The 14,632-nt window shown below is 32.7% G+C and carries 13 protein-coding genes; 1 reads left to right on the top strand and 12 read right to left on the bottom strand.

Translation table 11 applies throughout. The features are described 5' to 3' along the window. Positions 1–169: 169 nt before the first annotated feature. The 12 genes from ACF91D_RS17835 to zapA form a co-directional block, all read right to left on the bottom strand. Positions 170–679 (bottom strand): YfcE family phosphodiesterase, encoded by a 510-nt coding sequence (locus ACF91D_RS17835; protein ID WP_069792881.1) that lies wholly within the window; start codon positions 677–679, stop codon positions 170–172. Then, complete coding sequence (locus ACF91D_RS17830) at positions 679–1,260, bottom strand: XTP/dITP diphosphatase (protein ID WP_069792882.1); 582 nt, start codon at positions 1,258–1,260, stop codon at positions 679–681. The genes ACF91D_RS17835 and ACF91D_RS17830 overlap by 1 nt, the downstream gene beginning before the upstream one ends. Positions 1,261–1,271: 11 nt before the next feature. Continuing rightward, on the bottom strand, positions 1,272–2,072 hold the full coding sequence (racE, locus tag ACF91D_RS17825; RefSeq protein WP_039066881.1) for a glutamate racemase: 801 nt from the start codon (positions 2,070–2,072) through the stop codon (positions 1,272–1,274). Between the two features lie 207 nt (positions 2,073–2,279). Then, on the bottom strand, positions 2,280–3,092 hold the full coding sequence (sdhB, locus tag ACF91D_RS17820) for a succinate dehydrogenase iron-sulfur subunit (RefSeq protein WP_039066882.1): 813 nt from the start codon (positions 3,090–3,092) through the stop codon (positions 2,280–2,282). A gap of 2 nt (positions 3,093–3,094) precedes the next feature. Next, positions 3,095–4,858, bottom strand: coding sequence for a succinate dehydrogenase flavoprotein subunit (sdhA, locus tag ACF91D_RS17815; protein ID WP_039066884.1), 1,764 nt, complete (start codon positions 4,856–4,858; stop codon positions 3,095–3,097). Positions 4,859–4,903: 45 nt separating this feature from the next. Continuing rightward, positions 4,904–5,515, bottom strand: a complete 612-nt coding sequence (locus tag ACF91D_RS17810) for a succinate dehydrogenase cytochrome b558 subunit (protein ID WP_039066885.1) — start codon at positions 5,513–5,515, stop codon at positions 4,904–4,906. A gap of 329 nt (positions 5,516–5,844) precedes the next feature. Further along, on the bottom strand, positions 5,845–7,632 hold the full coding sequence (uvrC, locus tag ACF91D_RS17805; RefSeq protein WP_327620646.1) for an excinuclease ABC subunit UvrC: 1,788 nt from the start codon (positions 7,630–7,632) through the stop codon (positions 5,845–5,847). Between the two features lie 332 nt (positions 7,633–7,964). Beyond that, entirely contained in the window at positions 7,965–8,279 is a 315-nt protein-coding gene (gene trxA / locus ACF91D_RS17800) for a thioredoxin (RefSeq protein WP_017724191.1), read from the bottom strand. 81 nt (positions 8,280–8,360) lie between these two features. Continuing rightward, the gene (locus ACF91D_RS17795) at positions 8,361–10,709 is read right to left on the bottom strand and encodes an endonuclease MutS2 (protein ID WP_039066886.1); all 2,349 of its coding nucleotides are present in this window, start codon (positions 10,707–10,709) and stop codon (positions 8,361–8,363) included. Positions 10,710–10,718: 9 nt separating this feature from the next. After that, on the bottom strand, positions 10,719–12,431 hold the full coding sequence (gene polX, locus ACF91D_RS17790) for a DNA polymerase/3'-5' exonuclease PolX (protein ID WP_327620647.1): 1,713 nt from the start codon (positions 12,429–12,431) through the stop codon (positions 10,719–10,721). 116 nt (positions 12,432–12,547) lie between these two features. Next, positions 12,548–13,069 carry a CvpA family protein gene (locus tag ACF91D_RS17785; RefSeq protein ID WP_039066888.1) on the bottom strand — a complete coding sequence of 174 codons (522 nt, stop codon included), beginning with the start codon at positions 13,067–13,069 and terminating at the stop codon, positions 12,548–12,550. Beyond that, positions 13,069–13,335, bottom strand: coding sequence for a cell division protein ZapA (gene zapA, locus ACF91D_RS17780; RefSeq protein WP_017724187.1), 267 nt, complete (start codon positions 13,333–13,335; stop codon positions 13,069–13,071). The genes ACF91D_RS17785 and zapA overlap by 1 nt, the downstream gene beginning before the upstream one ends. Before the next feature lie 308 nt (positions 13,336–13,643). Between zapA and rnhC the strand changes: the two genes are divergently transcribed. After that, complete coding sequence (rnhC, locus tag ACF91D_RS17775; protein WP_039066890.1) at positions 13,644–14,582, top strand: ribonuclease HIII; 939 nt, start codon at positions 13,644–13,646, stop codon at positions 14,580–14,582. Positions 14,583–14,632 lie beyond the last annotated feature (50 nt).

Raw genomic sequence — 14,632 nt, 5'->3', positions numbered from 1 at the left:
TGGGATAAAATAGCTTAATAATTAAATGATTTTAGGAGCGAAAGCGAAATTAAACTACATTAATCGCCCCTAAAAAGTTCTATCCTCACCAATATTACTTTATTATTCCTATAACAACACGTAATTTTACATAATTTATATAATTACTAGGCTGTACGTCCTTTTATCATTATAGACTGAACGTTTCACTATCAATGATTTGATGATTACGATTATAAAAATTTAATTTTACATCTTTTTCAATTTCATCAATCAACAATTCGGCATAGGTTTCTTCTATGTTACTTCTCGATTGTGAAATACTTCCAGGGTTTATGACATGAACGTCTCCAATGTGTTCATGTTTAGCCACGTGTGTATGGCCATAAAAAGCAAATTGACATCCTGATGCTTTTGCTTGTTCTGCAAGTGGCATTCGTGTACGGTTCACATTATATAAATGGCCATGTGTATAAAATGCTTTAATACCATTTACTTCTATAATTTCTTCATTTGGAAATTCTGGATAAAAGTCCGTGTTACCTTTAACTCTATAAAAATGGCTTAATTCGCTATCATGATATTCAAATTCTGAATCACCTAAATGAATCGCAACATCAATATCATCGTGATGACTTATTACGTCAAAAAGAATACCTTGTTCTGTGTGGTTATCACTTACTATAATCCATTTTAACATCACTGTTCACCTTCTAAGTATTGTCGTAACTTTTCAATTGCTTTACCTCTATGACTTACTTCACTTTTTTCTTCAGCTGTAAGTTGAGCCATTGTTTTATTTTTGTCATCTAAATAAAATATAGGGTCATAACCAAAGCCTTGTTCTCCTATTTTACTCAAAGTAATTTCCCCTTCAACTGTGCCTTTAAATTGGACAGTTTCTTCTCCAGGAGCACTCATACTAATGACACACACAAATTGTGCAGCACGGTTGATTTCATCACCTAAATTGGTTAACAATTTATCTATATTAGCATCATCATTTTTTTCAGTTCCTGCGTAACGCGCAGAATATATTCCAGGTTCTCCACCTAAAGCAAATACTTCTAGGCCACTGTCATCAGCTATCACTCGTTTATTTAATGCTTTTGCAGCTGCTTCTGATTTTAACTTCGCATTTGCTTCAAATGTATGTCCTGTTTCTTCTACATCAAAATCTTCAATTAATTCTGTGATGCCTATTACATTATAATCAGGAAATATAACTCTAAAATCATTTATTTTACCTTTATTATTTGATGCAATTACTATATCTTCCATTGTTTAATCTCCTATTCTTGTAATTCCATTTTTTCAACTTTCACTTTCATTTTTAACCACTCTTCAATAATTAATTCTATATGTTCAGTTTCTCCTGTAGCAAAAAATTTATGTTCAGGTTGTCGTTTATATCCTGCATGTTCATTACTAAAAGTTAATAATGCACTTACTTCTCGTGCAGTTTCTAATCCAGAAGAAATCACTACTTTTTCTCCACCAAAATAATCATTTATTGGTTGGTATAACAGTGGATAGTGTGTACAGCCTAAAATCACTGTATCAGCATTACTATTTCTCCAATGCTTTAATGTCTGATGTATAATAATACTTGTGATTGTAGGGTCTTGATACCTCATTTGCTCAACTAATGGTACAAAACCAGGACAAGCTATCCCTGATACTTCAACATTAGGGTTTATATTTTTTATATGATGTCTATAGGCTTCGGATTTAATTGTGCCTTCTGTACCTAAAATTAAAACATCATTGTTTTTGGTAGTCATAATCGCTGTTCTTGCACCAGGTTCAATAACACCAATTACTGGAATAGGTAATATATTTTGCAAATGTTTTAACGCTACTGCTGTAGCTGTATTACAAGCAATTACTAGCATTTTGATATCAAATGCCATTAATTTCTGTGCTAATTCTGTAGTGAATTCCCTAACTTGTGAGCCCTCTCTTGGGCCATAAGGGCAACGCTTAATATCACCTAAATAATATATTGTTTCATTTGGAAGTTGGCGCATAATTTCTTTGGCAACAGTTAAACCACCAACTCCAGAATCAATTACACCGATTGGTTTGTCCATATTCAATTACATCCTTATTTATTATCTTGTACTTTATTGTAGCATAGTCTTGTTTTCAAAATCATTAATCATGCTAATAGTTAAGTTTTCATCCGTAATATATACAATATGTATTTACCCTATTCAACTATGAAATAATTAACTAATTTTATAAAAAAGACTTAACATTTATTGTGTAAATGTTAAGTCTTTAATAATATTGTGAAATTAATATACTTGATGATCTGAACCAAAGAATGATTTGAACATATGGAACGATGTTTCTCTATTTAAAGCGGCAATAGATGTAGTCAACGGTATACCTTTAGGACATGCGTTTACGCAGTTTTGTGAGTTACCACATTCCTGTAAACCTCCACCGCCCATTAATGCTTCTAAACGTTCATCTTTTGTCATTGAACCTGTTGGGTGTAGGTTAAATAGTCTAACTTGTGAAATTGCCTGAGCACCAACGAAGTCATTTTTGCTAGTTACATTTGGACAAACCTCTAAGCAAACACCACAGGTCATGCATTTAGAAAGTTCATAAGCAGTTTGACGTTTTTTCTCTGGCATACGTGGACCTGGACCTAAATCATACGTACCGTCAATCGGAACCCATGCTTTCATTCGTTTCAAATTATCGAACATTCTAGTACGATCTACTTGTAAATCACGGATAACAGGGAATGTACTCATTGGTTCTAATTTAATAGGTTGTTCTAATTGATCAACAATTGCAGAACATGATTGTCTTGCTTGTCCGTTAATCACCATTGAACAAGCACCACAAACTTCTTCTAAACAGTTCATATCCCAAATAACAGGAGTCGTTTTTTCACCTTTACTATTAACTGGGTTACGTCTGATTTCCATTAAACATGCTATAACATTTAAATTCTCTCTATAAGGAATTTCAAATTCTTCGTTATATGGTGTTGAGTTGTCATTGTCTTGACGTTTTATAATTAATTTAATTGTTTTTTGGCTAGGTTGCTCGTTTTGTGCAGGAGTTTCATTAACTTCTTTTGTTTCTACCATAATTATTTACCTCCCTTTGACGCCTTAGAGTAATCACGTTTACGCGGTGGTATTAAACTAATATCAACTGGTTCATAAGTAAACTTAGGTGCCTCTGTCTTGCCTTGATACGTAGCTAATGTTGTTTTCAACCATTCTTCATCATTTCTTTCTGGGAATTCTGGTTTATAATGCGCGCCACGAGATTCATTTCTATTATATGCACCAATCGTGATTACACGTGCGAGTACTAACATATTCCATAATTGACGTGTAAAGAATACAGCTTGGTTACTCCAAGTTTGAGTATCTTCAATATCAATATTTTGATAGCGTTCCATCAATTCTACAATTTTCTTATCTGTCTCTAATAATGTTTTATTTTCACGCACAACTGTAACATTTGCAGTCATGACTTCTCCTAATTCTCTATGAAGTTTATAAGCATTTTCAGTACCCTTCATATTTAATAGGTTATCAAATTTCTCTTGCTCTTCTTTAACGTGTTTTTCGTAAATGCTCTCATCTAAATCTGTATATGAATCTTCAATATTTGAAATATAGTCTACTGCATTTGGACCAGCAACAGTACCACCGTAAATTGCAGAAAGTAATGAGTTAGCACCTAAACGGTTACCACCATGTTGTGAGAAATCACATTCACCAGCTGCAAATAACCCTTTGATATTTGTCATTTGATCATAATCAACATATAATCCACCCATTGAATAGTGTACTGCAGGGAAGATTTTCATCGGTACTTTACGAGGATCATCACCGGTAAATTTCTCATAAATCTCAATAATACCACCCAATTTAATATCCAATTCATGTGGATCTTTATGAGATAAATCTAGATATACCATGTTTTCACCATTAATACCTAATTTTTGATTCACACATACATCAAAAATTTCACGTGTCGCGATATCACGCGGTACCAAGTTACCATAATCTGGGTATTTTTCTTCTAAGAAATACCATGGTTTACCATCTTTATATGTCCAAATACGGCCGCCTTCACCACGTGCTGATTCACTCATTAATCTAAGCTTATCATCGCCGGGAATCGCAGTTGGATGAATTTGAATAAATTCACCGTTAGCGTACATTGCACCTTGTTGGTATACAATTGAAGCAGCTGAGCCTGTATTAATCATTGAGTTTGTTGTCTTACCAAAGATAATACCAGGGCCACCAGTTGCCATAATAACAGCATCTGAACCAAATGATTGAATTTCAGCAGTTGTCATATTTTGAGCAACGATACCTCTTGCCATATTATCATCATCTTTGACTATACCTAAGAATTCCCAACCTTCATATTTTGTAACTAAACCGTCAACTTCATAGCTACGCACTTGTTCGTCTAATGCATAGAGTAATTGTTGACCTGTAGTAGCACCGGCATATGCAGTTCTATGATACATCGTGCCACCGAAACGTCTAAAGTCTAATAGACCTTCTTTAGTTCTATTAAACATTACGCCCATACGGTCAAGTAAATGAATAATTTTAGGTGCCGCATCTGTCATTGCTTTTACAGGTGGTTGGTTTGCTAAGAAATCTCCGCCATAAACAGTATCATCTAAATGCACTGTCGGAGAATCTCCTTCCCCTTTTGTATTTACCGCTCCATTAATGCCACCTTGTGCACAAACAGAGTGTGAACGTTTAACAGGAACAAGTGAGAACAGATCTACATGCGCGCCCTGCTCTGCTGCTTTAATTGTTGCCATTAGACCAGCTAGTCCACCGCCGACAACAATAATTTTCTTCTCTGCCATAAATTGTCACTCCCTCAAATATATGTGAAACTTTATTTTATAATTTTATAAAAATGCTAAGATTGCGCTCATACCGATGTATGAAACAACTAAGAATACAATAAGTGAAACCCAAGTGAAGATTTGTTGTGATTTTTTAGATTGTAAGATACCCCAAGTAACTAAGAATGACCATAAACCATTCGCAAAGTGGAATGTTACAGCTAATAAACATACAATGTAAAAAATCAACCACCCTGGATTAGTTACAATATCGTGTACCATATCAAAGTTCACTTCATGTCCTAACGCACGTTGTATTCTTGTCTGCCATAAATGAATTGCTATAAACACGAACGTTATGATGCCTGTGAGACGTTGTAACATGAACATCCAGTTTCTAAATGCTGAATAATGTCCTACGTTCTCTTTTGCCGTAAAGGCAATATGTACACCGTATACTGCATGATATAGTATTGGAATATAAATAACAGCAAATTCCAATACAATTAAAAAAGGTAATGATTCCATAAATCCAGCTGCCTTGTTAAACGCTTCAGCGCCTTTAGTTGCCTGATGGTTAACAAGTAAATGGACTAATAAGAATCCACCTATTGGTATTACACCTAGTAAAGAATGTAATCGTCTTAAATAGAATTGATTTTTCGAGTATGCCAAAAGGAAGTCCCCCCTGTGAAACAATTAATTTTTTAGATTTCTTTTTTTGATGTGAAAGTAATTGGAATTTCTATATAACCCCTGCGTACAATAACTCTTTATGTATTGTATGTTTGTTACAACACAATATTATTGCACAATTTTAAACATAGAAGTATTATACAAAGTCTATTTTTATACATAATTTAAAATACAGTGTTAATGAGAATATTCTCAATTAGAAAACGCTTCCACATACATGTAAAAAAAGAATTCCTGTTATTTGCTATTGTAACACTAATTAAATAGAAAATGGGCATGAGAATGATTCTCATGCCACAAAGTTTTCACTACTTTTTGTCATATAACGCTTGATGAAGATTCTCAGCAACATTTTGTGGGAGCCCTGATTTTTTTAAATCTTCTACGCTTGCTGCTTTCATTTTCTTAATAGAACCAAATGTACGTAATAATTTTGTTTTTCTTTTAGCGCCAATACCTTCTACAGTATCCAATACAGATTGTAACCCAGTCTTCTGTCTTGTTTGTCTATGGAATGTAATCGCAAATCTATGCACTTCATCTTGTATTCTTTGAAGTAAATAAAATGGTTGACTATTTTTCTTCATGGGAACAACCTCTGCATTTTCACCGTAAAGAATTTCTGATGTTTGGTGCTTATCATTTTTACGTAGTCCTGCTACAGGTATATCAAGCCCTAGTTCATTTTCAAGGACATCAAGTACACCGCTCATGTGTCCTTTACCGCCATCTACAATAATCAAGTCTGGTAATGGACTACCTTCATTAAGTACTCGCGTATAACGTCGACGCACAACTTCTCGCATAGATTTATAATCATCTGGACCTACTACTGTCTTTATCTTATATTTACGGTAACCTTTTTTATTAGGTTTACCATCCACAAATGATACCATTGCCGAAACAGGATTAACTCCTTGAATATTTGAGTTATCAAAAGCCTCTATACGAATTGGTGTTTGAATGCCCATCACATCACCAAGCTCTTCTATTGCTTTTACTGTACGTGATTCATCTTTGGCAATTAATTCAAATTTATTTTCAAGTGTGATTTCGGCATTATGATTAGCTAAGTCTACCATATCTTTCTTTTTACCTTTAAGAGGCTGAACAATTTTAGTATCTACAACTGATTGGATAATTTCTTTATCAAGATGCTTTGGGACATGTACTTCTTTAGGTAAAATATGCTGATTCAAATCATAAAACTGACCAATGAATGTATAGAATTCTTCTTCTTCCGTCTGTTGAATGGGTATCATCGTAGCATCTCTTTTAATCATATTTCCTTGTCTTATAAAGAAGACTTGAATACACATCCAACCTTTTGACACACTATAGCCGAATACATCTCTAATAGTGCTGTCAGAGGAGGTAACTTTTTGTTTTTTATTTAAATTGTGTATATGTTGAATTAAATCTCGGTACTCTTTTGCACGTTCAAAATCTAATGACTCACTAGCTTCTTGCATTTTTTGTTCTAAATTATGCAAAATTGTCTTATCTTCACCGTTTAAGAAATCTGTAATTTCTTTTGTCATCTCAGCATATTTTTCTAAATCAACTGGATAAACACAAGGGCCTAAGCATTGTCCTATATGATAATACAGACATAATTTATCAGGCATTTTATCACATTTTCTAAAGGGATAAATACGATCTAATAGTTTTTTAGTTTCTTGTGCTGAATAAGCATTAGGATATGGTCCAAAGTACTTACCGCTTCCCTTTTTAACAGTACGTGTAACAATTAACCTCGGGTATTTTTCTTTAGTTATTTTAATAAAAGGATAACTTTTGTCATCTTTTAATAAAACATTGTATCTAGGTTGATATTGTTTGATTAGGTTTAGTTCTAACAATAAGGATTCTGTTTCACTCGATGTTACAATAAACTCAAAATTTCTAATTTCACTTACTAAGCGTGTCGTCTTAGCGTCATGTGCTCCTGTAAAATAAGATCTTAATCTATTTCTTAACTTTTTGGCTTTACCAACATAGATGATTTGGTTATTGCGGTCTTTCATTAAATAACAACCTGGTTCAGTAGGAACCACCGTAAGTTTTTGTTTAATTTCTTTTTGATATGTTTCCATAATCAGAGCTGCCTCCTTTCTTTATTATTTTTATACTGGTTAAACTTGGCTTATAAAGCCAAAAGCGTTACTACTAAAAATCTATATCTATACTATTATAAAATAGCTTGGCTACATTACACAATTTATTGAAATCTCTACACTTTAACTTTATAAGTGCTTATATAAGATGACACTATTAGACGAACAATACTAGCTTCTATCAACAAAGCATTTAAGATTAAACTTATCTATAAGATTAAGAGGTTGGTCTCATTTCAATAAATTACTTTTCATATGATTAAAAAATCCAGGACATTGATATGTCCCGGATTAGGTTCTTCTTTAGTATATTATAAGTGTTTTTCGATTACTTCAGCTAAGTTTTCTTTAGGTTGGAAACCTACAACTTTATCTACGGGTTCGCCATCTTTAAATACGATTAAAGTTGGGATACTCATAACTTCAAATTTAGCAGCTGTTGATGGATTTTCATCTACATCAAGTTTTAAAATATTAGCCTTACCTTCAAAATCACCAGCTAAATCTTCTAATACTGGAGCAATCATCTTACAAGGGCCACACCAAGTTGCCCAAAAATCTACTAAATTTACCCCTGATTGAATATTTTCATCAAAGTTTGAATCCGTTACTTTTACGATTGCCATAACTGCCAATCCTCCTTAAATTTCAAATGATGAAGAAATTATAACAGACTTTATGATATTCTGCATACCTCTTGCTCACGATTATTTTAATTCTACCACGGTTACACCAAATCCGCCTTCACTTGGCATCCCGTTTCTATATGATGACACACTTTTGTGCCGTTTCAAATGATTTTGCACACCTTTTTGTAAAGCACCTGTACCTTTACCGTGAATAATATAAACTTGTTCATAGTTACTTAGCACAGCTTGATCTAGATATTGGTCTACCGCGACCATTGCTTCATCATAACGGTAGCCACGTAAATCAAGTTCCATTTTAATACTTTGTCTATTTTCGCGTTTAATCATTTTAGTAGGCTCTTCTTTAGTTTTCTTAGTTTTTTCCAAGTCTTCTAAAGGTAGTTTCATCTTGATTATACCCATTTGTACTACTGCTTCATTATTATCAATTAGTTCTAACACTTCACCTTTTTGACCGTAAGTCAATACTTTAACTTCGTCACCAGTTTTAATCGTATCCCATTTTTTCTTTTCAACATTTTGTTTAATTGATTTAGCTTCATACTGATCGTCCAATTGTTTCTTCTTATCAATCAGTTCATGTTCTTTTACATCTGCACCTTTTTTATCTCTTAATTCACGTAATTCTTTTAAAATCTCATCCGCTTCATTAGTAGCTGATTTCACACGTTGATTCGCTTTTTCTTTCGCTTCATTCATGAGTTGCTTTTCATGGTTTTGATATTGTTCATATTGTTTTGCTAAAGCATCATGTGTATCTTGAGCTTCTCTAAGCAGTTGGTCTAACTCAATTCGTTGTTCATCTACACGTTTTGAATTTGTTTCAAGCGAAGCTATCATTTCATTAATTTCTTGTTCGTCTTGGCCAATCATAGATTTAGCTTTTTGAATAACTTGAATGTTTAGCCCTAGTTTTTTTGAAATGTCAAAAGCGTTTGAACGTCCTGGGACACCCATCAATAATTTATATGTTGGGCTCAGTGTATTAACATCAAACTCTACACTCGCATTCATAACTCCGTCTCTATTATAACTATATGCTTTTAATTCTGGATAGTGTGTAGTTGCCATTACTAAAGAACCTATATCATGTACATAATCCAAAATACTCATTGCTAAAGCAGCACCTTCGCTTGGATCTGTTCCTGCGCCTAATTCATCGAATAAAATCAAACTATGCTTTGTTGTTTCTTGTAAAATCTCAACGATATTTTTCATATGAGAAGAAAATGTAGAAAGTGATTGTTCAATAGATTGTTCATCACCAATGTCACAGAAAACATTTTCAAATACACTCAACTTACTACCATCAAGTGTAGGAATTAACATACCTGATTGTGCCATCATAATGATTAAACCAAGCGTTTTTAACGTAACTGTTTTACCACCAGTATTAGGACCAGTAATAATAACCGTCTCAATATCTTGTGCAAATTCAATCGTATTAGCTACAACAGTATCTCTATCCAATAAAGGATGATAAGCTTTTGGTAGATATACTGTTCTTTCAGCAGTAAATTCTGGTTTAGTTCCTTTAATTGAACTCGCATAACGCGCTTTGGCAGTTAGGAAATCAATTTGTCCCATTATAGATTCTGACATTAAACAAGCTTCAGCTTCTTCCGCCACATAGCCCGTGAGTTCAGATAAAATTCTTTCTTTTTCAACTGCTTCATCATTACGTAAACGGCTAATTTGATTACTCATTTCTACAATAGATGATGGTTCAATATATAAAGTCTGTCCTGAAGCCGATTGATCATGAACAATACCATTAAAATCTTGTCTATACTCAGCTTTAACCGGTATAACATTACGTTCATTACGTACAGTTACAATTGCATCGGAAAGTTTTTTCTGATTACTTTGGCTTTTAACAATTTTATCTAAGTTTTGTTTGATACGCTGTGTCGTACTAGAAATTTTACTTCTAATACCTTGTAATTCATAACTGGCATTGTCATATAAATCATACGCATCACATTTTTCGTGTATACTTTGATATAAAGTTGTTAAAATTGGTAACTGTTCCATTCTATCATTGAGAATTGGGTAATTAATCGTTTCTTCTTCGCTTATAAGATTGTTATAAAATGTCTTATATTGATTTTGTATTTGTATAAGACGTTTAATTACATTTAATTCACTCACATTCAGTACGCCACCAATACTAGCTCTATGAATAAACGCTGAAACTTTTGCTAACCCGCTTAAACTAGGCATACGATGTTTGTTGTAAATTTGTGCAATTTCATCAGTCTCATTCATTTGAAATTCTACAGTATTAAAATCCGTAGCAGGTGTCATAGCTATAACTTTTTCTTTTCCTAAATCACTAATTGCTTCATTTTCAACTAACAATTTGATTTTATCGAATTCTAAGACATCTAATGATTTCTGTCTCATCTAATCCCTCTATTTCTTCAATTTAATATTATTTTCTATTAGCGATTTAAAATCTTCGCGAGACATCGTATTAATAACTCTATCTTTTTTTACAAATCCTTTTTGTGCAGTTGCGATACCATATTTCATAAATTCTAAATGATCTATATGATGTGCATCTGTATTAATTGTTAATTTAACATTAGGATGTTTTTTTACAGTTTCTGCATTTAAATCTAAGCGTTTAGGATTTGCGTTAATTTCTAAAATTGTATTTGTTTCAGCTGCTATCTCACATAATCTGTCAATATCCGGTTCATAGCCTGGACGTTTACCTATGATGCGTCCTGTCGGATGCGCAATATGCCTAACATAAGGGTTACGGCATGCATTTTCCAAACGTTGCATAATTTCCTCTTGTGATTGATTAAAACTTTGATGTATTGCAGCTATAACATAATCTAATTGTGCTAATACTTCATCATCATAATCTAAACGTCCATCTGGTAATATATCCATTTCTATTCCTGAATAAATATCAATTTCATCATATTTCTCATTTAAAGCTTTTATTTCTTCATTCTGGCGTAATAACCTTTCTACAGACAAACCGTTTGCTACTTTCAAACTCTGCGAATGGTCTGTAATTACCATAAATTGATATCCTTTTGCAATATTAGCTTTGATCATTTCTTCTAAACTAAATGCACCATCACTATATGTTGTATGCATATGAATATCTCCTTGGACATCATCTAATTTTATAATCTCTGATAAGTCTTTATCAAACTCACTGCCATCTTCTCTAATTGCAGGTTCAATCCAATTAACACCAAAATGTTCGTAAATCTCTTTTTCACTTTGGTATTGAATGATGTTTCCATCTGCTTGTTCAATTCCATATTCGCTCACTTTTTCATCTTGTTCTTTTGCTAATTGACGTATGCGAATATTATGATCTTTGGAACCTGTAAAGTGCTGTAATGTATGATAAAACGCTGATGGTTCGATCAGCCTAAAATCAACACCAATGGTTTCATCATCAAAACTTAGCTCTAATGATACCTTTGTTTGACCAACGGCAACATCTTTAACTTTGTTCGGAATATTTAATAATGCTTGTTGTACACTGGCTGGTTCATCTGTACTAATTATATAATCTAAATCCTTACTCATTTCTTTATATCTTCTAAAACTTCCAGCAACTTCATATTGTACAACGGCGTCAATTTGTAACAAATATGCATCTATAATTTTATTTAACCCACGCATTTGGTCAATAGGATAATTATCTTTTTTAGCGCCTAATGCTTTTACAGCTTCCAATATATTTTGTTCTGTCTTTTTGGCAAAACCACTTAATTCACTTACTAATCCTTGTTCACATGCAGCTTGTAACGCTTCTTTCCCATCAATATTCAATTCTTTATATAACTTAGCTATTTTTTTACTACCTAATCCTTGAATCTTCAATAATGGAATAAGACCTTCTGGTACTTCTTGCTTCAAAGATTCTAATGTAGATGATGTGCCATGTTTTCGGTATTCATCTATTACGTCACCTACGCCTTTGCCGATACCTTTTAATTGAGTCACATCTTCTATTTGTTCTATAGGACGTTCGTCAATTTCAAGGCTTTGCGCGGCTTTTCTATATGCAGATACTTTAAATGTATTTTCACCTTTTAATTCCATATAAGTGGCTATTTTTTCTAATAATTGAATAATATCTTTTTTTGTCATTATTTTCACTCCATAGAAAAAGGTCAAGACAGATTACTGCTTCAAATTCAGTAAATTGGTTATGTCCTGACCTCCTATATTTTATAAAACTTTATATGTTTATATTCTAAAACATTCTATATATTTAGTACATAAGTTGATATAAATGGCACGTGAAATATAAAGTGTTCAGCTAAATGGCCTTCCATCAACTGTTGTTGCATGAATTCAAGTGGGTACATTGAAATCATATAAACCAAAGTAGCGCAAATAATAGTTGAAGAAATAACACTCATTATTACACCTAACATACGACTTACCCAATTAGGCTTTCTAGATGTAATTACATTATCAAATACAACGACAATAGCATAACAAATTACTTTAGTAACAGTTGCTATAATCAAAAATGCTATAATATGATCAAAACGCTGCTGTAGATTATCAAATTGAAATGCATAGTTCAAATCATATGCACGCGTTTTAGGAAATGGCACAAATAATTCTAATCGTTGTGAAATTTGTGAATGTAAACGATGGGCCACCCAAAGTGAGAATATGGTTGAACCTAAATGTAACGACCCCAACCAAATACCTCTTCTAAACCCAATCATGCCTATGTAAAGGAAAATAATTATGATTATTAAATCGCTAATCATTATTCTTCTCTATTTTTTAATTGTTTTATTTCTTGTTGTAAACGGTAATTTTCTTCTTCTAGCTGTACTTTTTCATGCATTATGTTTACGGCTGTAAGAATAGCTTTTCTAGTAGTATCAAGACCTGCGCTTTTACTAGCTAGTGTTTTCAGTCTCTCATCTACTAAATGCGCTACATAACGGATATGCTCAGGGTTGTCTTCTCCGACAATTGTATAATGTTGATCATTTATAGTTACGTTAATCCGATTTTTAAACTCACCCATATAATAACTCCTGACTTTGAATGTAAATTTCCGAACTTATTCTTTCATTAATTCCATTAAGTATGTAATTTAGTTATTTAGAATATTTATCACGAACTATTATACACGACATAATATTATTTTGTAAGTGGTGAGATTTGTTATATTAGAATTTCTTGTGATTTATTCTTTTTTTGTCTATATAAAAAGATTTTCTCTAATCTTTATATATACTATCCATTCGTGCTATTCTCAAATTTTATACGTGTGATATGATATTAAATGTCTAAATTTTAATTAAGATACTTATATAAAGCGAGGTCAATAACATGTCTAATGTTGTACACAAACTAACTAAACAACAAATCGACCAATTACTGTCGAAAATACCTTTTGATACTACAAATGTATCTCAAGGTATGAAAGCTAAAACAAAATATAAAAATACATCTATTTCTGTATATAATTCAAATAAGGTAATGTTTCAAGGTAAAGATGCTGAATCCATCGCAGCCCAATTATTACCAAATGCCATTCCCACTAAAAAAAACGCAACTAAAACATCTAAATCATCAAATTCACAACAAACAATACAATATAACCGCTATCAATGTATAGGAAGTGATGAAGCTGGCAGTGGAGATTACTTTGGACCGCTTACGGTATGTGCCGCTTATGTTTCTAAAAAAAATATTCAAATCTTAAAAACATTAGGCGTAGATGACTCCAAAAGATTAACTGATGCTAAGATTGTTGAACTAGCAGAACAACTTGTAACTTTTATCCCTCACTCATTGTTAACAATGAACAATGAGAAATATAACGAAAAACAAAAAGCTGGGTGGTCTCAAGTGAAAATGAAAGCTGTGTTACACAATGAAGCTATTAAAAATGTGACACAAAAAATTGATACGGAGGAGTTAGATTATATTGTCATTGACCAATTCGCTGAGCCTGGCGTATACAAACGCTACGCGTTGAGCGAACTACCATTTAGTAGTAAAACTAAATTCGAAACTAAAGGAGAATCAAAATCCATTGCCATTGCAGCTGCAAGTATTATCTCACGATATGCGTTCGTTAAACATATGGATAGTTTATCTCGTGCAGCAAAAATGGAAATCCCTAAAGGTGCGAGTAACAAAGTTGACTTAACCGCCGCTAAATTAATTGAGCGTAAAGGCATAGCTTATCTTGATAGTATTTCAAAAAAACATTTTGCAAATAGACAAAAGGCTGAAAACTTAGTACAAAAAAAATATAAATAAGAAAATAACACTACTTTCAACCTATCATTTACCATTATATTCTCTTAACA

The organism is Staphylococcus sp. 231237_7MaSpsaltlick (assembly GCF_043107035.1).
The sequence above is the reverse complement of the archived record's forward strand: the minus strand, read 5'-3'. Positions and strand labels throughout refer to the sequence as shown.